The 20575-nt window shown below is 67.6% G+C and carries 24 protein-coding genes and 4 tRNA genes; 18 read left to right on the top strand and 10 right to left on the bottom strand.

Annotated elements, in window-relative coordinates:
• Positions 1 to 12: 12 nt before the first annotated feature.
• Positions 13 to 87 (bottom strand) — tRNA-Val (locus AC1U2B_RS03160).
• Positions 88 to 376: 289 nt separating this feature from the next.
• Here AC1U2B_RS03160 and AC1U2B_RS03155 point away from each other — a divergent pair.
• The 4 genes from AC1U2B_RS03155 to AC1U2B_RS03140 all read left to right on the top strand — a co-directional run bounded on the left by AC1U2B_RS03155 (position 377) and on the right by AC1U2B_RS03140 (position 1044).
• A tRNA-Gly gene (locus AC1U2B_RS03155) sits at positions 377 to 449 on the top strand.
• Between the two features lie 27 nt (positions 450 to 476).
• A tRNA-Cys gene (locus AC1U2B_RS03150) sits at positions 477 to 550 on the top strand.
• 15 nt (positions 551 to 565) lie between these two features.
• A tRNA-Val gene (locus AC1U2B_RS03145) sits at positions 566 to 640 on the top strand.
• Positions 641 to 852: 212 nt separating this feature from the next.
• Entirely contained in the window at positions 853 to 1044 is a 192-nt protein-coding gene (locus AC1U2B_RS03140) for an excalibur calcium-binding domain-containing protein (RefSeq protein ID WP_020101794.1), read from the top strand.
• Between the two features lie 22 nt (positions 1045 to 1066).
• Here the strand turns inward: AC1U2B_RS03140 and AC1U2B_RS03135 are convergent, their stop codons facing one another.
• Genes AC1U2B_RS03135 through AC1U2B_RS03125 form a run of 3 tightly spaced genes read right to left on the bottom strand, consistent with a single transcriptional unit; the run spans position 1067 to position 2410 of the window.
• A complete protein-coding gene (locus AC1U2B_RS03135; protein WP_260939276.1) occupies positions 1067 to 1279 on the bottom strand; it encodes a three-helix bundle dimerization domain-containing protein in 213 nt (70 codons plus the stop codon).
• Positions 1280 to 1337: 58 nt separating this feature from the next.
• A complete protein-coding gene (locus tag AC1U2B_RS03130; RefSeq protein ID WP_480215619.1) occupies positions 1338 to 1817 on the bottom strand; it encodes a DUF6653 family protein in 480 nt (159 codons plus the stop codon).
• Positions 1814 to 2410 carry a TetR/AcrR family transcriptional regulator gene (locus AC1U2B_RS03125; protein ID WP_480215618.1) on the bottom strand — a complete coding sequence of 199 codons (597 nt, stop codon included), beginning with the start codon at positions 2408 to 2410 and terminating at the stop codon, positions 1814 to 1816. Before AC1U2B_RS03125 ends, AC1U2B_RS03130 begins: the two co-directional genes overlap by 4 nt.
• A 531-nt stretch (positions 2411 to 2941) precedes the next feature.
• On the opposite strand from AC1U2B_RS03125, the gene AC1U2B_RS03120 reads away from it, so the two are divergent.
• The 6 genes from AC1U2B_RS03120 (at position 2942) to AC1U2B_RS03095 (ending at position 6586) form a co-directional block, all read left to right on the top strand.
• Complete coding sequence (locus AC1U2B_RS03120; RefSeq protein WP_480215617.1) at positions 2942 to 3265, top strand: hypothetical protein; 324 nt, start codon at positions 2942 to 2944, stop codon at positions 3263 to 3265.
• A 24-nt stretch (positions 3266 to 3289) separates the two neighbouring features.
• Positions 3290 to 3811, top strand: coding sequence for an Rv1352/Rv1906c domain-containing protein (locus tag AC1U2B_RS03115; protein WP_480215616.1), 522 nt, complete (start codon positions 3290 to 3292; stop codon positions 3809 to 3811).
• Positions 3812 to 3829: 18 nt separating this feature from the next.
• A complete protein-coding gene (locus AC1U2B_RS03110; RefSeq protein WP_043399255.1) occupies positions 3830 to 4483 on the top strand; it encodes a DedA family protein in 654 nt (217 codons plus the stop codon).
• A 52-nt stretch (positions 4484 to 4535) separates the two neighbouring features.
• Positions 4536 to 5306 carry a Clp protease N-terminal domain-containing protein gene (locus tag AC1U2B_RS03105; RefSeq protein ID WP_480215615.1) on the top strand — a complete coding sequence of 257 codons (771 nt, stop codon included), beginning with the start codon at positions 4536 to 4538 and terminating at the stop codon, positions 5304 to 5306.
• A gap of 123 nt (positions 5307 to 5429) precedes the next feature.
• A complete protein-coding gene (locus AC1U2B_RS03100) occupies positions 5430 to 5978 on the top strand; it encodes a hypothetical protein (RefSeq protein WP_480215614.1) in 549 nt (182 codons plus the stop codon).
• A gap of 77 nt (positions 5979 to 6055) precedes the next feature.
• Positions 6056 to 6586, top strand: a complete 531-nt coding sequence (locus AC1U2B_RS03095) for a GNAT family N-acetyltransferase (RefSeq protein ID WP_480215613.1) — start codon at positions 6056 to 6058, stop codon at positions 6584 to 6586.
• A gap of 3 nt (positions 6587 to 6589) precedes the next feature.
• Here AC1U2B_RS03095 and zapE read toward each other — a convergent pair whose 3' ends face one another.
• Positions 6590 to 7633 (bottom strand): cell division protein ZapE, encoded by a 1044-nt coding sequence (zapE, locus tag AC1U2B_RS03090; RefSeq protein WP_043399266.1) that lies wholly within the window; start codon positions 7631 to 7633, stop codon positions 6590 to 6592.
• A gap of 25 nt (positions 7634 to 7658) precedes the next feature.
• Between zapE and AC1U2B_RS03085 the strand changes: the two genes are divergently transcribed.
• The 5 genes from AC1U2B_RS03085 to AC1U2B_RS03065 are packed head-to-tail and all read left to right on the top strand — an operon-like array spanning position 7659 to position 12891.
• The gene (locus tag AC1U2B_RS03085; protein WP_133761873.1) at positions 7659 to 8459 is read left to right on the top strand and encodes a pyrimidine reductase family protein; all 801 of its coding nucleotides are present in this window, start codon (positions 7659 to 7661) and stop codon (positions 8457 to 8459) included.
• 36 nt (positions 8460 to 8495) lie between these two features.
• Entirely contained in the window at positions 8496 to 10064 is a 1569-nt protein-coding gene (locus AC1U2B_RS03080; RefSeq protein WP_260939293.1) for an alpha/beta fold hydrolase, read from the top strand.
• Positions 10065 to 10099: 35 nt separating this feature from the next.
• Positions 10100 to 11395, top strand: coding sequence for an arabinofuranan 3-O-arabinosyltransferase (gene aftC, locus AC1U2B_RS03075; RefSeq protein ID WP_480215612.1), 1296 nt, complete (start codon positions 10100 to 10102; stop codon positions 11393 to 11395).
• Positions 11392 to 11808: a peptide-methionine (R)-S-oxide reductase MsrB gene (msrB, locus tag AC1U2B_RS03070; RefSeq protein WP_480215611.1), complete on the top strand. Its 417-nt coding sequence runs from the start codon at positions 11392 to 11394 to the stop codon at positions 11806 to 11808. Before aftC ends, msrB begins: the two co-directional genes overlap by 4 nt.
• A 3-nt stretch (positions 11809 to 11811) precedes the next feature.
• Complete coding sequence (locus AC1U2B_RS03065; protein ID WP_480215610.1) at positions 11812 to 12891, top strand: VIT1/CCC1 transporter family protein; 1080 nt, start codon at positions 11812 to 11814, stop codon at positions 12889 to 12891.
• A 3-nt stretch (positions 12892 to 12894) separates the two neighbouring features.
• Here the strand turns inward: AC1U2B_RS03065 and hemQ are convergent, their stop codons facing one another.
• From hemQ to hemE, 3 genes are read right to left on the bottom strand one after another with little or no spacing between them, the layout of a single operon-like run.
• Positions 12895 to 13596, bottom strand: a complete 702-nt coding sequence (hemQ, locus tag AC1U2B_RS03060) for a hydrogen peroxide-dependent heme synthase (RefSeq protein WP_043399282.1) — start codon at positions 13594 to 13596, stop codon at positions 12895 to 12897.
• 14 nt (positions 13597 to 13610) lie between these two features.
• The gene (locus tag AC1U2B_RS03055; RefSeq protein WP_480215609.1) at positions 13611 to 14972 is read right to left on the bottom strand and encodes a protoporphyrinogen oxidase; all 1362 of its coding nucleotides are present in this window, start codon (positions 14970 to 14972) and stop codon (positions 13611 to 13613) included.
• A gap of 8 nt (positions 14973 to 14980) precedes the next feature.
• Positions 14981 to 16030 (bottom strand): uroporphyrinogen decarboxylase, encoded by a 1050-nt coding sequence (gene hemE / locus AC1U2B_RS03050; RefSeq protein ID WP_480215608.1) that lies wholly within the window; start codon positions 16028 to 16030, stop codon positions 14981 to 14983.
• Between the two features lie 161 nt (positions 16031 to 16191).
• Here hemE and AC1U2B_RS03045 point away from each other — a divergent pair, with 161 nt between their 5' ends.
• Both AC1U2B_RS03045 and AC1U2B_RS03040 read left to right on the top strand, forming a co-directional pair.
• Positions 16192 to 16728: a DUF3000 domain-containing protein gene (locus tag AC1U2B_RS03045; RefSeq protein ID WP_231575647.1), complete on the top strand. Its 537-nt coding sequence runs from the start codon at positions 16192 to 16194 to the stop codon at positions 16726 to 16728.
• A 4-nt stretch (positions 16729 to 16732) separates the two neighbouring features.
• Positions 16733 to 17980 carry an HRDC domain-containing protein gene (locus AC1U2B_RS03040; protein WP_480215607.1) on the top strand — a complete coding sequence of 416 codons (1248 nt, stop codon included), beginning with the start codon at positions 16733 to 16735 and terminating at the stop codon, positions 17978 to 17980.
• A 152-nt stretch (positions 17981 to 18132) separates the two neighbouring features.
• Here the strand turns inward: AC1U2B_RS03040 and AC1U2B_RS03035 are convergent, their stop codons facing one another.
• Positions 18133 to 18585: a lipoprotein LpqH gene (locus AC1U2B_RS03035; protein ID WP_480215606.1), complete on the bottom strand. Its 453-nt coding sequence runs from the start codon at positions 18583 to 18585 to the stop codon at positions 18133 to 18135.
• 67 nt (positions 18586 to 18652) lie between these two features.
• Positions 18653 to 19582, bottom strand: coding sequence for an alpha/beta fold hydrolase (locus AC1U2B_RS03030; protein ID WP_480215605.1), 930 nt, complete (start codon positions 19580 to 19582; stop codon positions 18653 to 18655).
• A 108-nt stretch (positions 19583 to 19690) separates the two neighbouring features.
• Here AC1U2B_RS03030 and AC1U2B_RS03025 point away from each other — a divergent pair, with 108 nt between their 5' ends.
• Positions 19691 to 20548 carry a hypothetical protein gene (locus AC1U2B_RS03025; protein WP_480215604.1) on the top strand — a complete coding sequence of 286 codons (858 nt, stop codon included), beginning with the start codon at positions 19691 to 19693 and terminating at the stop codon, positions 20546 to 20548.
• The last annotated feature ends 27 nt before the right edge of the window (positions 20549 to 20575 follow it).

Raw genomic sequence — 20575 nt, 5'->3', positions numbered from 1 at the left:
TGCGGGTTTGTGTGGTGGTCCCGACTGGGATCGAACCAGTGACCTTCCGCGTGTGAGGCGGACGCTCTCCCCCTGAGCTACGAGACCGGGGAATCTCACCGACCGAATCGGTGCGACGACAGACACTAACACGTCCCGTGACCCGAACGGGAATCGCGCCCCGCGGCGTCCGACCGCACCCACCTGGGTCACCCGAACCCGCCACCGCACCGCCTCAGGAGTCACAGGACGCAACGCCTGAAACACCGGCCATGACTCGGTCAGCTCCCCGAACCGGCCTGTTTACCAGCGGTTTTCACGCGATTTGTGTCTGCTCGCATTCGTGCACTAATGTCTTGCATCGCAACGGACGAACAAAGTTCAACCGAAGCGAAACGCGGATGTAGCGCAGTTGGTAGCGCATCACCTTGCCAAGGTGAGGGTCGCGGGTTCGAATCCCGTCATCCGCTCGAAGGTGCGAAGGCATCAGCCCCAGTGGTGGAGTGGCCGAGTGGTGAGGCAACGGCCTGCAAAGCCGTGCACACGGGTTCGATTCCCGTCTCCACCTCCACAAGTTTTCAACCCGGCGCGATTAGCTCAGCGGGAGAGCGCTTCCCTGACACGGAAGAGGTCACTGGTTCAATCCCAGTATCGCGCACCAGCGCTTCACGACAGGCCCGGTTTTCGAACCGGGCCTTTCTTTTGTTTCGCGGCGGCACAGGTGGACGGGTTACCGAATCCAGCAATCCACAATATATTCGTACCGATGCGCTGCGTTTTTCTCAATTCGCATACAGACCAGCAGTGACAGCAGTAGCGTCCAGCTCGCAATATCGGCATATTGCCGATCCGAGCTAACTCTCCGAGGTCGAAATGTTGCGTGCGTTGATCGTTGCTGCCCTGATCACATCTGCCGGGGTCGCCATCGCCCCCGCCGCCCAGGCATCCGGCTACAAGAACTGTTCGGCAGCCCACGCCGACGGCCGGTACAACATCCCTCAGGGCGATCCCGACTACAAGGCGTCCCAGGACCGCGACGGCGACGGCATCGCTTGCGAAGGCTGATCAGAGCCCGCAGGAATACGGCTCAGACCGCGGCGGCTCGCAGGCCTTGATCGAGTTCCTCGCGGACGTGTCGCTCCACCAGGAGGGGCACGAAATCCCGCACCGCGCTCGACGCGAAACCCTCGTGCGCGTGTCGAACTGCGGCGGCGATCCGGTCGGGATCGAGTGACGGGTATCGGGTCGTCAGGCGTGCCACGACTTGGCCGATCGCTCGCTCTTCGCTGAACTCGCGCATCGGATTATTCTCGCGCAGCACTCCCCCGTGCGCGACCAAAAACGAGATAAGAGTCCGGTCACTGGCCGGCGGTCACCTCGTCATAGAAGATGCCGAGCCGGTCGATGCGCCACAGCTGCCCGTAGACGACGAGCACGGCGCCGAACACCGTCGGCCAGATGAGCAGCGCGGCGAGTCCCCACACCAGCAGCCCTGCACCGACCAGGGCGCCGACGATCCAAATCCTTTGCGCCACAGCGAAACCCGCCGGCATACGCGAGCGGTCCTGCAGCCACAGCCGCTCGCCGTAGATGCCACGGGACGACCAGGCAACGGGTTTGTCGACGGGGGCGAACGCGTGCGGATTCCACCACAGCCACAGGATGACGACGCCGATCGGCGCCAGCGCCCACCACCCGACCCAAATGCGACTCCAGATGGCCAGCATCATCAGCGGGATGGCGGCGAATCGGGTCCATACGCTCCACGGGTTGGCGTGACGGCGCCAGGCCTCGTCGCTCATGCCGGCGGCGCTGGCGTACTTGTCCAGCAGCTTCATCGGAGCATCCCCCTTGCCAGAGTGCGGATGGTCGCATCGAGCACGTCGTCGTATTCGGCGCCGAACCGGTCACGGCTCATCACCACCAGCCCGACAGACCGCATGACGCCCAGCAGGGCCGTCGGCGCGATGTCGTCGACCAGGACGCCGGCCCGCTGCCCGGCCGTGAGGTAATCGAGCACCGGGCTGACGACCTGCGGCACGACCCGGGCGAGCTGTTCGGGCCCGACGCGACGGGTGACCGCCGTCAGCTCGTCGGCGCGCATCAGCAGCCGCCGATAGAACGGATCGTCGACGAGCACATCGGTCATGGCACGCATGAGGCCGATCAGGTTCTCCTCGTCGACCGGACGGCTCAGCGCTTCGCTCAGCCCCGAGGCCACCAGAGGCGCACGCCGCAGCATCACTTCGAGATACAGCGACTCCTTCGAGTCGAAGAACACGTAGAAGCTGCCCTTGCTGATCCCCGCCGCCTGCACGAGCTCGTCCAACGACGTCTTCTTCAGGCCCTGGGTGGCGAACAACTGCTCGGCCGTCTCGACCAGAACACGGGCAATGCCGTCCTTCTCGTCCGCGGTAAACGCCACCGCCATAGCTATGACTCCTTTGGTCAATCAGTCATAGCCTACCCGTTTGAAAGCCCCTCCACCAGGGCATCCCAATACCACCGCGCAGTCGCGAAGGCGCGGCGCCAGTGAACACGCTCGGATAGCCATTGCCCAGCGCGTAACGCTTTACTGCTATTCGTCGATGTAGTAGACCGATGCGCCTCATTCAATAGCTATGCGGCGAAATCGACCCGCCGTGCAGCTAATTTGGTTGACGTAATGTTCTCAGCCTCGTTCCCGGTGGGCGCGCTGCCCACTCAAAAGGTCCAACGAGACAGACATCAGCACTGCTCAACGCCTTGCCAACGAGTTCCTGCAGTTCGGCCCACGATCCGGCCGCGACACCACACCCGCCCCACCCGTCGACACGTCGACGATGACCCTCTTAGTCCACAGCAAATCCAAAATCGCAAAGTGAACATTTTCAAGAAGTTCGCTCATATGGTTGCGCAAGGCGGGAATGTGGACTACAAATGTTTGCTGTAAGCGAGTTTCGCTCCAGGAGGGACCCTCATCATGGCTAACATCACTACTCGTCGCATCGCAGGATCGATCGCGCTCGCCGGAGGCGCCGCGATCGTCGCGCTCGCCGGTGCCGGCGCCGCCTCGGCCGCCCCGACCCCGCCGCCGAACCCGATCCAGCAGATCGGCCAGTTCGGCACCCAGCTCAACCAGGCCGTCGGCCAGTTCGGCACGGCGAACGAGCAGGCCCTGGGCCAGGCCGGCACCTACTACAACCAGGCCGCCGGCACCGCGGGCACCTACTACAACCACAACACCCCCCCCCCCCCCCCCCCCCCTTCGCTGTTTTCTTGGCCACTCATCGCCCCATGCACATAGCTAGAAGAGCTAAACTTTGACCTCATGAGCTCAAAGACGTCGATCGCCGCCGCCGCGGCACTGGCCGTGGTGAGCTGGGGCGCATCGACGGCCGTCGCCGTGGCCGACCCCACGCCGACCCCTCCGGGCCCTGCCGCGCCGAACGCCGGAGGCCCGAAGACCAGCATCGACGGTGACGGACTGTTCATCGTCGGCAAGGACATCGCACCCGGCACCTACGCCACCGCCGGACCCGTCGGCGACAAACGCTGCTACTGGCGTCGGATGAACAACGCAGACCCGCACGCCAAGAACAACGTCATCGACAGCGCCATGACCGCCAAGCCGCAGGTCGTGCTCATCGATGCCACCGACAAGGCGTTCAAGACCAGCGGCTGCCAGCCGTGGCACGTCACCGATGCCGCCCCGGACTCCCCCGGACCCGGTCCGAACATCTCCCCGCAGGCCCGCGCCGCGATCGCGATTCTCGGCACCCTCGGCGGAGGCGGCGGTGCTCCCGCCCCGGCTCCCGCACCGGCACCGCCTGCGCCGACACCTGCGCCGTAGTAGTGCATCCTTAGCGGCATGGACGTCGACGCGCTGCTGCAATCGATCCCACCGCTGGCGGTGTACCTCGTGGTCGGGCTCGTGATCGGGCTCGAAAGTCTGGGCATCCCGCTGCCGGGCGAGATCATTCTCGTCACGGCCGCGGTCATGTCATCGCGGCACACTCTCGACATCGACCCGGTGGGCGTCGGGCTCTCGGCCGCCGCCGGCGCCATCATCGGCGACTCGATCGGATACAGCATCGGCCGACGCTTCGGCATGTCACTGTTCGAACGTCTCGGCCGCCGGTTCCCCAAACATTTCGGTCCCGGCCACGTCGCACTCGCCCGCCGGCTCTTCAGCCGCTGGGGCGTCTGGGCCGTGTTCTTCGGCCGCTTCGTCGCACTGCTGCGCATCTTCGCCGGGCCGCTGGCAGGTGCTCTCAAGATGCACTACACGCGCTTCCTGGCCGCCAACGCGGCCGGCGGAATCGTGTGGGCGTGCGGCACCACGGCCGTCGTCTACTACCTGGGCGTGGCCGCCGAGAAGTGGCTGGCCCGGTTCTCCTGGGTGGCCCTGCTGGTGGGCGGCCTGCTCGCCTTGACCGTGACCCTGGTACTGAAAGAGCGCACCGCGAAGGCCATCGAGCAACTGGAAACCGAGCACGACTGGGACACCCTGCGCCACTCGTAATTTTCGTCAACTACCGGTTGACGACTTCCCATCGTCAACCTATGGTTGACGCATGTCCGAATCCGCGCATACGTCGACCCCCAATCCGATTGCCGGCACCATCCGCCTAGATGACCTGATCGTGGCGATCAAGAAGGTGCACACCGAACCGCTCGATCAACTCACCGATGCGATGCTGGCCGCCGAACACCTCGGCGACATCGCCGACCACCTCATCGGCCATTTCGTCGACCAGGCCCGGCGCTCGGGCGCGTCGTGGACCGACATCGGCAGCAGCATGGGCGTCACCAAGCAGGCGGCGCAGAAGCGCTTCGTACCCAAGGAACCCCGGCTCGACACCATGGATCCCAAGGACGGGTTCAGCCGGTTCACCCCGCGCGCCCGCACCGTCGTCGTCGAAGCCCAGCAGGCCGCGCATACGTCCCGCAGCACCGAGATCACCCCAGACCACCTATTGCTCGGACTGCTCACCGATCCGGGATCACTGGCCATGGTCCTGCTGGCCAACCAGGGCATCACCGCCGACCAGATCCGCACGGCCGCAGCCGTTGCCGTCGGCACCGCCGAACCCAAGGCGCTGATCCCGTTCGACGGCGCCGCCAAGAAGGTGCTGGAACTGACCTTCCGCGAAGCACTTCGGTTGGGACACAACTACATCGGGACCGAACACATCCTGCTGGCGCTGCTCGAATCCGAGGACGCCGACGGACCGCTGCACCGTCTCGGCGTCGACAAGGGCCACCTCGAAACCGAGCTCGAGAAGATGCTCGCCGACTTCGTCGCCGCCGGGCAGGCAGCCGGAGAACAGGCCGGGCCGGCGTGAGTGTCCACTGACAGGGACAAATCGACCCACTGACCTCGACGAAGTGGCCAGATCTACTCCATTCGGACGAGGCCGTGATGGCGGTATGCCATCATGCGAGGCAGTCATTACGGAGAGGACGCGATGAGCACGGGCGTGAGCGGCAACAGGACCTACCGATGGTTGGCGGGTTTGCTCGGTGCGTTGACCCTGCTGGCCGCCACGCTGGCGCCGTCGGCGGCGGCCGAGACGACCATCGGCAACGTCGGCGATACCTTGCGGGTGAACTACAAGGGCCTGGTCGCCGACGTGACCGTGCACAACGTGCTCCCGTCTGACGAACCGCCGGGCTGGACCTGGAACGGCACCCCACGGTGGCGTAATCAGGGTGGGCCGTGGAAGTCCGACGTCACGGTCCACGTCATCTCGACACCGAACCCCTACTGGATGGCATCCGGCGCCACCTTCACCGGCGTCACCCCCTTCGCCGACGCCTACGTGTCCAAGCACACCGACGACCCCAATGCGCTGGAGCTCAAGCTGCTGAGCGCGCCCGCCGGGTCCACCGTCGACGGCGTCGTCTACTGGGACGTCTACCGCGGTCTGGTCAGCAATGTGGTCATGCTCAACCCGGCCACCGGCACGCACCTCGCGCAGTGGAATCTCTGGCAGCCGGGCACACCGATCCCCTGAGCCGCCGTCGATCCGACATAAACTGCCCCTGCCCCCTAGGACAGGGGCAGTTTTGTGTCTGCGGCAAGGAGATTCCGATGACGGTTCAGGTGCGGCCCGCGCAGGCCGCGGATGTCCCCGAACTCGCTGACGTGGCCGCCGCCACGTTCCCGCTGGCCTGCCCGCCGTCGTCGGCGCCGGACGACATCGCCGCCTTCATCGCCGGCAACCTGTCCGCCGATCGCTTCGACTCGTACCTGCGCGATCCCGAGCGCGCCGTGTTCGTCGCCCACGACGAAGCCCGAATCCTGGGCTACACCATGCTCATTCGTGGCGTGGCCGACGACGCCGAGGTGCAGCGCGCCGTGCCGGCACGGCCGGCCGTCGAACTGTCCAAGTGCTACGTGCTGCCCGACGTGCACGGCGGCAAGGTTGCCGCGACGCTCATGGATGCGTCGGTCGGGTTCGCCCGGGACCTGGGCGCCCGCTGCGTGTGGCTCGGCGTCAATCAGGAAAACCAACGTGCCCAACGGTTTTACCGCAAGCACGGGTTCGAGATCAGCGGCACCAAGACCTTTCAGCTCGGCGGGCGGATCGAGAGCGACTACGTCCTGGTGCGCTCTCTGTAGCCACTAGGCGTGGAGCTGGGTGCCCTCGTGGGTCAGCGCGAGCAGGCGCGACGTGGCACGCAGGTACTTCTTGCGGAAGCCACCGGCGAGCATCTCTTCACTGAAGACGGTGTTCATCTTCTCCCCCGACGCGACCACGGGGATGCCCGCGTCGTAGAGCCGGTCGATCAGCGACACCAGCCGCAGCGCGACGGCCTGGTCGTACACCATGTGCACGCCGGTGATGAAAACCCGTTGCACGCCTTCGATCAACGCGTGATAGCGCGACGGGTGCATGGTCGCCAGGTGCGCGCACAAGGCGTCGAACTCGTCGAGGGTGGCGTCTTCGACGCCGAGTGCCCAGGACCGCACCTCGTCGTCGGACGGCGGCACCGGAGCCGACGGCAGGGCGCGCTGCCGGTAGTCGGGGCCTTCGACCCGGACCGTGGTGAAAATGCTTGACAGCGTGTTGATTTCCCGCAGGAAATCCTGGGCGGCGAAGCGGCCCTCACCGAGCTGTTCGGGCAGCGTGTTCGACGTCGCGGCGATCGACACGCCGCGCTCCACCAAAGCCGACAGCAGCCGGGAGATCAGCGTGGTGTTGCCGGGATCGTCGAGCTCGAACTCGTCGATGCAGACCACCACATATTCGGACAGCAGGTCGATGCACTCGGTGAAGCCGAAGACGCCGGCCAGCTGGGTCAGCTCACCGAACGTGGCGAACGCGGCTGGGCCGGCGTTGGCCCCGGCCAGCGTGTAGTAGGTCGACGCCAGGAGGTGGGTCTTGCCGACACCGAAACCGCCGTCGAGGTACATCCCGACGCCGGGCAGCGCCTCCCGCTTGCCGAACAGTTTCTTCTTGCCCGCGCGCTGACGCGTCGCGTCCTCGCAGAATTTGCGCGCCGAAACCACCGCCGCGGTCTGCGACGGCTCATTCGGATCGGGCCGGTACGAGTCGTAGCTGACGTCGGCGAAGGTGGGTGGCGGAACCAGCTCTGCGATCAGTCTTTCCGGCGTCACGGTCGGATGGCGATCGGTCAGGTGCGCGACTTCGCTGGCCCCAGGCATGAAGGCACCTTAGCGGCGTGCTGGAATGATTCACGTGTCCGATCCCGACGCTGCGACGCAGCTCACAGAGCTCAGTGCGGTCGGCGCTGCCTTCCTGACCGACTCCGCCACCAACGACGAATCGCTGCTGACGCCGCTCTACTCATACCCCGATCAGCTGGACCGGCCGTGGGTGCGGGCCAACATGATCACCAGCCTCGACGGCGGGGCCACCGACGACGGCAGTTCCGGTGGCCTGGCCGGTCCCGGTGACCGGGCGCTGTTCGGCCTCATGCGCCAGCACGCCGACGTCATTCTGGTCGGTGCAGCCACGGTCCGCATCGAGAACTACTCCGGCGCGCAGATGTCCGCTGCGCAACGGCAGGCCCGCCAGCTGCGCGGCCAGGCCGAGGTGCCGCCGATCGCGGTGATCACCCACAGCGCCGACATTCCGCACGACGCCAAGCTGTTCACCCGCACCGAAGTGCCGCCGCTGCTGCTCACCAGCCGCGACAGCATCGACGACACCTACCACCGGTTCACGGGCCTCGCCGAGGTCATCGACGCCTCGGGCGCCGCGCCCGACCGCGTCGACCCGCACGCCGTCCTGCGCATCTTCGCCGAACGCGGGCTCCTTCGGGTGCTGACCGAAGGCGGCCCGTCACTGCTGAACATGTTGATCGAGGACGACCTGATCGACGAGATGTGCGTGACCATCGCCCCGATCCTGGTCGGCGGGCAGGCCCGGCGGATCGCGTCCGGCCCCGGCGAGGCGCACACCCGGCTGCGCCGCAGCCACGTGCTCACCGACACGGCCGGCTACCTGTACACGCGCTACGTCCGCTGACGGGTGCAGCCTGCGGGCATCGCTACTGTGGTGGCCATGCGTCGCCGCCACCTGCTCCCGGCCCTGAGCCTGTCGACCGTGGTGCTGTCGACGGTCGTGGCGGGATGCGCTCCGCTGCTGGCCGCCAACCCCCGGTACGTCACCGACTCGGGTGCCCGCCCGCAGGGCGCCGCCACCACCTCCAAGGCACCTGAAGGCCCACCCGCGATCTCGGTGCCCAAGAAGGACCTGACGTGGCACGAGTGCACGTCGCGGGTGTTCGGTGATGCGACAGTGCCCGCCGTGCCCGGCGTCATCCTGGACTGCTCCGACTACGACGCCGACCTCGACTCCCTGGGCGGCTCCTCCGGGACCGTCAGCATCGGTGTGGTGCGCGCCCGCCTGGCCAGTACACCGGCCGACGCCGGACCGATCGTCATGACCACCGGATCGGACATCCCCACCTCGCATCAGCTGCCGGTGTGGCTGCAGCGCGGCGGCGTCGACCTGCTCAAGACGCGTCCGGTCGTGGCCGTCGACCGCCGCGGCATGGGCATGTCCGGACCGCTGAGCTGTGTGTCCTCCAATGACCGCCAGGACCTGCTGGACCAGGCCCAGTTCCTGTCGGGTGACGACCAGGTTGCCAACCTGGCGAAGGTCGCCACCTCGGCCACCACCGACTGCACCGACAGCATCGCGCCGGGTGAGTCGGCCTACGACAACGCGCACTCGGCCGAGGACCTGGAGCGGCTGCGCAGCACCTGGGACGTGCCCGCGCTGGCCGTCCTCGGCATCGGCAACGGTGCCCAGGTCGCCCTCGCCTACGCGGCGTCGCATCCCACCAAGGTCGCCCGGCTGGTACTGGACTCCCCCTTGCCGCTGGGCATCTCGGCGGAAGCCACCGCCGAACAGCGGATCAAGGGCCAGCAGGCGGCGCTCGACGCATTCGCCGCACAGTGCGTGGCCAACAACTGCCCGCTCGGCCCGGATCCCAAGGGCGCCATCGACGGCATGCTGGCCGACGCACGCGCCGGACGCGGTGCCGGCGGCGCCTCGACGGCCGGGCTGGTCGAGTCCATCACCACCGCGCTGGGCTACCCGCGCGGCGACGGACTGGCCAACACACTGTCCCTCGCCGGTGCGCTGGCCGCCGCCCGCAGCGGCGACGCAACCGCGCTCAACGCACTCAGCACGACGGCCGAGGAGACGCGCCAGTCCGACGGTCAGTTCGTCAACCGATGCGACGACTCCATCAACCGGCCCACGCCGGACCGCGTCCGCGAGCTGCTGGTGGCCTGGCCCAAGAAGTACCCGCAGTTCGGCGCCGTCGGGGCGCTCAGCCTGGCACCGTGCCTGAGCTGGCCCAGCAGCCCCGCGCCCGCGCCCCCCAAGGACCTGAAGGTGCCGATCCTGTTGCTGGGCACCCACAACGACGCGATCGTCGGCGGCGACGGCGTCGCGGCTGTCGCGGCCATGGCGATCAACGCGGGCAACAACAGCCGTCGCGTGATGTGGCAGGGCACCGGCCACGGCACCATCGTCTACACGGGATGCGCCCTGCCGCCGGTGCAGGCGTACCTGAACACCGGCAAGCTGCCGGAGACCGACACGTTCTGCCCGGCCTAACCAGGCGGTCCGACGCCCCGTTATAGGGTTCGGTGGTGACGCGCCCTCTCTCGCTCCTGAGCGTCTTCGGTCCCCGCACCGGCCCGCAGAGCACCGCGGATATCGTTCGCAATGCACTGTGGCCCATCGCGATCGTGTCGATCATCCACCGCAGCTACGTGCTGACGACCAACGGCTACATCACCGACGACTTCGGTCCGGTGTACCGCGCGGTGTCGAACTTCCGGCGGCACTGGGCCATCTACAACGAGCACTTCAACTACGTCGACCCGCACTACCTGTACCCGCCCGGCGGCACGCTGCTGCTGTCGCCGTTCGGCTTTCTGCCGGAGTTCGCGTCGCGGTTCTGGTTCGTCGCGATCAACTCCGTGGCGATCATCATCGCCGCCTGCCTTCTGGTACGGCTGTTCAAGTTCTCGCTGACGTCGGTGGCGTTGCCCGCTCTGCTGCTGGCCATGTACTGCACCGAATCGGTCACCAACACTTTGGTTTTCACCAACGTGAACGGCTGCATCCTGCTGGCCGAGGTGTTGTTCTTCACCTGGCTGCTGGACGGCAAGAAGAACCACGAGTGGCTGGCCGGAGCCGCGATCGGCCTGACGCTGGTGCTCAAGCCGCTGCTGGGCGTCCTACTACTGCTGCCGCTGCTCAACCGGCAGTGGCGGGCGCTGGTCGCCGCGTTCGCGGTGCCTGTCGTCTTCAACGCGGTGGCCTGGCCGCTGTCGGCGGACCCCATGGGCTTCGTGCGCAACACCGTGCCGTACATCTTCCAGACCCGCGACTACTTCAACAGTTCGTTGCTGGGCAACGGCATCTACTACGGGCTGCCCATGTGGCTGATCATGGCGCTGCGCGTCGCCTTCGTGCTGCTGGCCGCGGCCAGCCTGTGGCTGCTGTACCGCTACTACCGCGAGCGCGACCAGCTGTTCTGGATGCTGACGTCGTCGGGCGTCCTGCTGATCGCCTCGTGGCTGGTGCTGTCGCTGGCGCAGGGCTACTACTCGATGATGCTGTTCCCGTTCCTGATGACGGTCGTGCTGCCGCGCTCGACGATCCGCAGCTGGCCGGCCTGGCTCGCGGTGTACGGCTTCCTCACCATGGACCGCTGGCTCATGTGGCGCTGGCCGACCACCGGCCGGTTCCTCGAATACATCAAGATCACCTACGGCTGGTCGCTGATGCTGGTCGTGGTGTTCTGCGTGCTGTACTTCCGCTACCTCGACGCCAAGAAGGACGGCCGGCTGGAGCAGGGCATCGACCCGTTGTGGCTGACGGAATCCGAGCGCAAGTCCGAGCCCACCGCGCCAGCCGCGGGTAGCGTGAGCGCATGAGCATCCCGCCGCCGAAGGTTGAACTCTCCGACTCCCAGTGGCGCGAGAAGCTGTCGGCCGAGGAATTCCACGTCCTGCGTGAAGCCGGGACGGAACGCCCGTTCGTCGGCGAATACACCGACACCAAGACCGAGGGCGTCTACCAATGCCGGGCCTGCGGTGCCGAGCTGTTCCGCAGCACCGAGAAGTTCGAATCCCATTGCGGCTGGCCGTCGTTCTTCGACCCGGCCGACTCGGACGCAGTGATCCTGCGGGCCGACAACACCCTCGGCATGCGGCGCGTCGAGGTCCTGTGCGCCAACTGCCACAGCCACCTCGGGCACGTCTTCGAGGGCGAGGGCTACCCCACGCCGACCGACCAGCGCTACTGCATCAACTCGATCTCGCTTCGCCTGGTCCCGGCCGAGAGCTGACACGTGGTCGCGCAGCCCACCGACGCGCAGTTGCGTCGGTGGCGACAGCACCTGGCCAACGAACGTGCCGAGGCTGCCGTCTATAGGGATCTGGCGCAGCGCCGTGAGGGCGCCGAACGCGACATCCTGCTGGAGCTGGCCACCGCGGAAGGCCGACACGAGAAGCACTGGCTGACACTGCTCGGCGATCAGGTCGGCAAACCCCACCGGCCCGATCTGCGGACCCGGGCCCTCGGGTTCCTGGCCCGTCACCTCGGATCGGTGTTCACGCTGGCCCTGGCGCAACGGGCCGAAGCACGCTCGGAGTACGACACCGACGTCGACGCCACACCCACCATGGCCGCCGACGAACGCATCCACATGGAGGTCGTCCGCGCCCTCGCCAGCCGCGGCCGCGACCAGCTGTCCGGCAGCTTCCGCGCCGCGGTGTTCGGCGCCAACGACGGGCTGGTCAGCAATCTGGCGCTGGTGCTGGGTATCGGCGCCACCGGCGTGTCGAGCGCCACGATCCTGGCCACCGGGCTGGCCGGGTTGATCGCGGGTGCGCTGTCCATGGGCGCCGGCGAGTACGTCTCCGTCAACTCCCAGCTCGAACTGCTGGAGGCCTCGACACCCAGCGCCACGGCCGGCACCGCGGTGCGCGCGCTCGACGTCGACGCCAACGAATTGGAGCTGGTGTACCGCGCCCGCGGGATGAGCCCGGAAGCGGCCGCAGACCGCGCCTCCGACGTGTTCGCGAGCCTGCGTGCGGGCGCACTGGCCGACTCGCCACTGGGCGAGGTGTCGACCGAGAAGCACGAAGCCGTCGGCACCGGGCTGCAGGCAGCCGCGTCCAGCTTCATGTTCTTCGCTTCCGGGGCGCTGATCCCCGTGCTGCCCTACCTGTTCGGGCTCACCGGCGTCACGGCCGTCGTCGTGTCCGCCCTGCTGGTCGGGCTGGCGCTGCTCACCACGGGAATGGTCGTCGGCCTGCTCTCCGGCGGACCGCCGCTACGACGGGCGTTGCGCCAGTTGATGATCGGCTACGGCGCCGCCGCGGTGACCTACCTGCTGGGGCTGTTGTTCGGCACCGCAGTCGGCTGAGCCCTACGGCAGGTTGGCGACCAACTGCTCGATGCCGACCCGCGGGCCGGTGAAGAACGGGGTCTCCTCGCGGACGTGGCGGCGCGCGTCGGTGTAGCGCAGCTTCCACATCAGCTCGACGATGCGGGCCAGGTCCGGACCTTCGAAGGCCAGGATCCACTCGTAGTCGCCGAGCGCGAACGCCGGGACGGTGTTGGCGCGCACGTCGGGGTATTCGCGGCCGGCCATGCCGTGCTCGACGAGCATCCGGCGGCGGTCCTCGTCGGCCAGCAGGTACCAGTCCAGCGACCGCACGAACGGGTAGACGCAGACGTAGTCGCCCGGGTCTTCGCCCGCGATGAACGCCGGCAGGTGGCTCTTGTTGAACTCGGCCGGACGGTGCAGCGCGACGACGCTCCACACCGGTTCGGTGGCGGCGCCGAGCGCGGTGCGACGGAAGCCGGTGTAGGTGGCCTGCAGGTCCTCGACGCGCTCGGCGTGGGTCCACATCATGAAGTCGGCGTCGGCCCGGAAGCCGGCGACGTCGTAGAGCCCGCGGACCACGACACCCGCGTCCTCGCGCTTCTTGAGGTACGCGGCGGTGTCCGCGGCGATGGCGGCCCGCGACTTCTCGTCCGCGGGCAGCTCATCCGGCTGCACGGCGAAGACCGAGATCATCATGTACCTGGTCACCGCATTGAGGGCGTCGTAGTCGAGCTTGGCCATGGCTCTATCGTGCCTTATCGCGGAAGGCCGCCGCCGACCACCTCATGGGCCGCCCGGATTCCCGACGCGACGCACGCCGGCACCCCGATCCCATCCAGATACCCACCCGCGACGGCCAGCCCCGCGGGCAGTCCGGCCCGCAACTCGTCGACCAGTTCGAGGTGGCCGGGACCGTACTGCGGCATGGCGTCGATCCAGCGCTGCACCAGGTAATCCACCGGCTCGGCGGTGATGCCGAACAGCGTCCGCAGGTCCTCCAGCGACCACGCCAACAGCCGGTCGTCGCCGACGTTGCGCGCGAGGTCGTCACCGAACCGGCCGAACGACAGCCGCAGCAACTCGACGTTGCCGCCGCGGCCCCACTTGCGCGACGTGAGGGTGATCGCCTTGGCGTGCAACGATTCTCCCGCGGCCATCAGGACCCCCGACTGCTGCGGCAACGGCGTCCCACCGGGTAGCGCCAGGGCGACGACCGCTGCCGAAGCGACCGGGATCAACCGGGCCATCGCCGCACTGCCCGGCGCGATGTCGGCGAGCAGCTTGGCCACTCGTGGTGCCGGCAGCGCCAGCACCACCGCGTCGGCCGACCAGTACTTGCCTTCGTCGTCGCGCAGTTGCCAGGCGCGGCCGACCGGGGTCAGCCCTTCGACGGCGACCTGTGCCCACTGGGCACCGGTGCGCCGCACCAGTTCGTCGACCAGGACGGTGTAGCCGCCGTCGACGGCACCGAAGACCGAAGGGCTCGTCGTGCTTGTCTGTGGGGCCGCCGACAGCACCGAGGCGACGGCGGCGGTCAGGCTCGGGGCACCGCGATCCAGCGCGGCGGCCAGTGCCGGGATGGCTGAGCGGATGCCGATGGTCTTGGCCGAACCGGCGTAGACGCCGGCCAACAGCGGGTCGACGGACCGGGTCACCACCTGGGTGCCGAACCGATCACCGACCAGTTGCGCGACGTTCGGGTCGGCGTCGAGCTGCCAGTGCAGCGGCCGGGTCGGCTCGCTCGCGATCTGGGCCAGCGTCGCGTCGTCGACCAGCCCACGCAGGTTGGCGCCCGGCCCGGGGATGCCCTGCATGGTGCCGTCGGGCATCGGGTGCAGGCGGCCGCCGCTGCAGATCAGCGGGCGGACACCCGTGGTACCGATCTGCCGCAGGCCCAGTTCTTGCAGCAGTGACGTGACCTCGGGCCGGCGGGCCACGAAGGCCTCGGCGCCGACGTCCATGGACTGGCCGGCGAGCCGTTCGGTGCGGAGCACACCGCCCAGCCGGTCCGCCGGATCGAAGACGGTGATGCGTGCCGCCGGATCGGCCTGGCGCAGCCGGTACGCCGCGACCAGACCCGAAATGCCGCCGCCGACAACGCAATACGTCTTGCTCATCTACAGACTCACAGCGAGTGGGCCAGCGCCACCGCTTCGGTGACCACACCGGGATCGGTCGACGGCAGCACGCCGTGACCCAGGTTGAAGATGTGCCCGGCGGCACCAGCCTCCACGGCCCGGCGCCCGTCCGCGACGACCTGGCGGACGGCGTCGTCGACCACGCGCCAGCCGGCCAGCAGCACGACCGGATCGAGGTTGCCCTGCAGCGCCTTGCCCGGGCCGACCCGGCCCGCGGCATCGACGAGGTTCGTGCGCCAGTCGACGCCGACGACCGTCGCCCCGGCCTCGCCCATGGCACCCAGCAGCTCGGCGGTGCCGACGCCGAAGTGCGTCATCGGGACGCCTTCGTCTTTCAGCGAGGCGAAGATGCGGGAGCTGTGCGGGAACACGTAGTCCCGGTAGTCGGCAAGTGACAGGGTGCCGGCCCAGGAGTCGAACAGCTGGATAGCGTCGACGCCGGCGGTCAGCTGCGCGCGCAGGAACTCGATGGTGAGGTCGGTCAGCTTCTCCATCAGGTCGTGCCACGTCGCGGATTCGCCGAGCATCATGGCCTTGGTCTTCTCGTGGTTGCGGCTCGGACCGCCCTCCACGAGGTACGAGGCCAGCGTGAACGGTGCGCCCGCGAAACCGATCAGCGGCACGTCACCCAGTTCCTTGGTGAGCAGACCGATGGCCTCCGCGACCGGCGCCACCTGATGCGGTTCGAGCGGCTTGATGCCCTCGACGTCGTCCGGGGTGCGGATCGGGTTGGCGATCACCGGGCCGACGTCCGGCACGATGTCCAGATCGATCCCGGCGGCCTTGAGCGGCACCACGATGTCCGAGAACAAGATGGCGGCGTCGACGCCGTGACGGCGCACCGGCTGCATGGTGATCTCGCAGACCAGCTCGGGGTTGAAACACGCCGAGAGCATGGTGTGGGTGGCGCGCAGGGCGCGGTACTCGGGCAGGGACCGGCCGGCCTGCCGCATCATCCACACCGGGGTCCGGTCCGGGGTGCGGCCGTTGGCGGCAGCCAGATAGGGCGATTGCGGCAGTTCACGACGGGTGCTCATCACTGCTAATGCTGCCATGCCCGGATCGATCGCTTATACCCTGTCGTGCAGCCAAATGTCGGGCTATCGGCGCGCCTGCTTACGCGACCGGCCGGATCGGGCTAGCGTCCCAGAATGTGACCTCCGCCGAGCCGGCCCAGTTCCGCACTGCTGTTGCGGCAATGAACGCCGCCACCGTGCGCCAGGAGATCGAACTCGGCCCGATCCGTCCGCCGCAGCGGCTGGCTCCCTTCAGCTACGCGCTGGGCGCAGAGGTACGTCATCCTGACGCCTCCGTCGTCCCGGAGAGCTCGGAGGGCGATGCCTTCGGACGTCTGATCCTGCTGCACGATCCCGAAGGCGCTGAAGCATGGGACGGCACCATGCGTCTCGTTGCCTACATCCAGGCCGACCTGGACTCCACCGAAGCCGTCGACCCGTTGCTGCCCGAGGTGGCGTGGAGCTGGCTGGTCGATGCGCTCGAGTCGCACGCCGACGGCGTCACCGCATTGGGCGGCACCGTCACCGCGACGACGTCGGTGCGCTACGGCGACATCTCCGGCCCGCCGCGGGCCCACCAGCTCGAGCTGCGCGCGTCGTGGACCGCGACGTCACTGGAGCTGGGACCGCACGTGCAGGCTTTCTGCGAGGTGCTCGAACACGCCGCCGGCTTGCCGCCTGCCGGCGTGACCGATCTGGGTTCGCGCACGCGCGCGTGACCGCATGACTGAACCTGATCCTGACGGGACCGTCGCCGACGAAGTTGCCGACGATCCCGACGTCACTCCCCTGCTGGCGCCCGCCGACGGTGTGCCCGCTGTTGCCATCTATGCGAGCGACATCGCCCGGGCCGGCGAACTTTTGGCGTCCGGGCACGGCGCGTTCGCCATCGACGCCGAGCGCGCTTCTGGCTTCCGGTATTCCAACCGGGCCTACCTGATCCAGATTCGCCGCGCCGGTGCGGGCACGGTGCTGATCGACCCCGTCAGCCACGGCATCGACCCACTGAAGGCGCTGGCGCCGGTGGCCGAGGTCGTGAATTCCGACGAGTGGATTCTGCACGCGGCCGACCAGGATCTGCCATGCCTGGCCGAGCTGGGCATGACGCCGCCGTCGCTGTACGACACCGAATTGGGCGGCCGGCTGGCCGGCTATGACCGAGTCAACCTGGCGGCCATGGTGCAGCGGCTTCTTGGTCTGGGCTTGAAGAAGGGCCACGGCGCCGCCGACTGGTCCAAGCGCCCGTTGCCCGCGGACTGGCTGAACTACGCAGCGCTGGACGTCGAGGTGCTGCTGGAGTTGCGCGCCGCAGTGGCTGCGGAGCTGGAGTCGCAGGGCAAGACCGGATGGGCCGCACAGGAATTCGAGCACATGCGGACCGTCGAACCCAGCCCGACCCGGCGCGACCGGTGGCGGCGGACGTCGGGCATCCACAAGGTCCGCAACGGCCAGGCGCTGGCCGCGGTGCGCGAGCTGTGGCAGACCCGCGACTTGATCGCGCAGCGGCGCGATATCGCGCCCGGCCGCATCCTGCCCGACTCGGCGATCATCTCGGCCGCCGTCGCCAATCCCGACACCATCGAAAAGCTCACGGCGCTACCGATTTTCGGTGGCTCGCGGCAGAAGCGCAGTGCACAGGTGTGGCTCGACGCGCTGGCCCGGGCCCGCGAGGCCGATCCCCCGGCTTCGGAGCCGAACAACGGGCTGCCGCCACCGGCCCGGTGGTCGCGTCGCAAACCCGAGGCGTTCGAGCGGCTGGAAGCCTGCCGCGGCGGGCTCTCCGAACTGTCCGAAAAGGTTTCGGTGCCTTCCGAGAACTTGGTGACGCCGGAGACCGTGCGGCGGCTGTGCTGGGATTGGCAGCCCGTGACTGACGTCCCTGCTGCGGTCGAGGAGTTCCTGGCCGCGGCCGGCGCGCGGCCGTGGCAGCGCGAGCTCTGTGGCCCGGTCTTGGCTACTGCGTTGGGTTAGGTGTGCGTTCGCGCTGTATCCAGGGCGCAAAAGTCCGAGTAGATTGCGCCGCTGGCTCAGGATGAACGCGGTCCCACGCCGTCCTGCCATTGATCCTGTATCTCGGGCGCAAAAGTCCGACAAGGTCGCACCCCTGGCGCAGGCTCAACCAATCACGGGGCACCGATCGCCGGGACGGTGTCATGCGGATGCGCGTCCTGGTAGCCGGGGCAGGTGGTCTGGATTTTGAACGTATGCCATTGGGACTCACCCGGATTCGGCGGCATCCGCCCGCTGACGGTGTAGGTGTCGTCGACTTTGATTCCGGTGACCTCTTGCGGGTCGGCGATGAAACCCGTCACGTCGCCGTCGCGCAAGCCCACCTTCTGCACGACGACGCGGCCGACCTGGGTGAGCTGGATCCGAACCAGCTGACCCGTCTTGCCCTGGGCCAGGATGACCAAGCCGCCGCCGGCGAGTTGCCGGGTGCAGACCACCTTGCCGGTGTCGATCGTGTGCGCCTCGCCGTCGAACACGATCGACGTGACGGTCAGCGTGCCCGCGTCGCACGCACTGATCAACAGGACAGCGAGCAGCGCCACCAGATCCGGGCGGTGGACGCGCATGTCGCAAGTGAACCAGTTGGCTCTTACGTGCGCGTGCAAAGTGCGTGTCGTCGCCCTGGACGCCGGGTCAACGGTGGTCGATCGGCCGCCACAGCATCGGGGTGACGAACTCCAGGAAGTGCTTGAGTACCGCCTCGGGTGCCTCGATCTGCGGCCAGTGCGCGATGTCGTCGGCCAGCATCACCACGTCAGGGTTCGGGATGACCACGCGGTAGCGCTTGGCCATGTGGGCACCGGAGTTCGGGTCGGACGGGCCGTCGATCAGCCGCATCGGGATCGTCGTCTCACGCATGGCACGCACCCAGCGGTTGCGGTAGGTGTAGCGATCGTTGATGAAGCGTCCGACCTGGTGCATGACCTTCTTGCCGTCGTTGTAGTCGAGGATTTCGTGGAACTTGTCCATCAGTTCCTTCGACGGTTTCGTGTTGACGCCGAACATCTCGTTGATGGTCGGGTCGGCCAGCCGCCTCGACAACGGGGTGCCCTGCAACGGACTGATGATGTCGCCCAACGGAGTTCGCGACAACGCCTTCTGCAGCAGCCGCGGGGTGTACGACTCGACGAACAGTCCGCCGTTGAGCCAGGTGATCGATTCGATGTTCAGGCTGCCGTACGACTGATCGCCGAACCGGTTGCGGGCCAGCAGCTCCTGGCACACCGAGTCCCCGATGTCATGGGCCAGGATGTGGGCGGTCTGCACGCCGAGGTGAGCCAGTAGCGCCTCGTGCATATCGGCGTGGTCGTGCACCGAGTACTGGTAAGCGGACGGCTTGGCGGAGAAGCCCATGCCGATCATGTCCGGCGCGATCACCGTGAACTTGTCGATCAGCGTCGGCCAGATCAGCGACCAGTCCCAGGAATTGAACGGGTAGCCGTGGATGAGCAGCAGCACCGGACCAGTGCCGAGCTCCAGGCCGTCTTGACGGTAGAAGATGTCGAATCCGAGATAGTCGAAATACTGGCCGGCGGACTTCCAGGCTTCGAGTTCGGCATGCATGGGTTGAGCCTAGGCGTGCGGGGATGGTGACGCCCCAGCACCGCGTCAACGAGGCAAGTTGGCCCGCCGAACTACGATTGACAGCATCAATCAGAGAAGGACATCGGGATGATTCGGCTCCTCCTACCGCTCGTGGTCGTGACAGTCATCCTCGCCGTCGTCATGGTTGTCGGAGGCGCCGCATTCGGGGCGGCCTTCACCTCTTCTGCCGACCGGAAATTGCCGGGCCGGCCATCTCGTGGCTCTGTGATGACCAAGGCCTGGCTGGTGTCTTGCGTCGTCGTGATCGCGGTCGGCATCGCGACGGAGGGCATCGCACTCGTGCCCGCCCTTGGCATCGCGGCCATCGGGTTGTTGATCACGCACATCGTGATCGGCGGTCGGGCCGGCGCTCCGACCATGCGCGAACTGTCACCACAAGAAACCGAMCACGCCCGGCTTGCCGAAGAGTTCGGGGGCGACGGTGTCGCGATGCTCGACGGCGCGCAGGCAGCCATTGATCGGATCGAGCGTTCGGAAGCCGCAACCGGCGGCTGGCTCGGCAACGACCTCGACTTCACCAGCGACCTGACGGCGATCCGCGAAAATTGCCGAGCCACAATAGAACTCAACGGTCTGATCAAAGAGCTCAGCGACCTCGCCGACCCAGGGTCAGACGACCGAGCGATGCTGGACGACGCCCGGACGAAGGCACGGCAACTGGATGCCCGGTCCCGGCACCGGGTCAGCGATCTGCGGATGTGTGCCGACAAGGCCGAGGAAATCGACCAGTCGCTGCGCGATGATCGCGCGCGGGCGCAGCTCGCCGAAAAGCGCGACGACGTCCGCAGCCGCATGGCCGCCAAGCTGTACGGCATCGAGGCAGCGCCGTCGGAGGCGCCGTCGTCGTCGGTGGACAAGATCACCGCTCTTGCCGCGGCATACGCGGAGATCAGGGGCAAGGTCGATCGCGAGGACGGGGACTAGCGCCGTCGGCGTCTGATCCCGCCGTGA

Source organism: Mycolicibacterium sp. P4_G11, from assembly GCF_056555145.1.
Note: the sequence above shows the minus strand (reverse complement) of the source record. Positions and strands in the feature narration are given on the sequence as shown.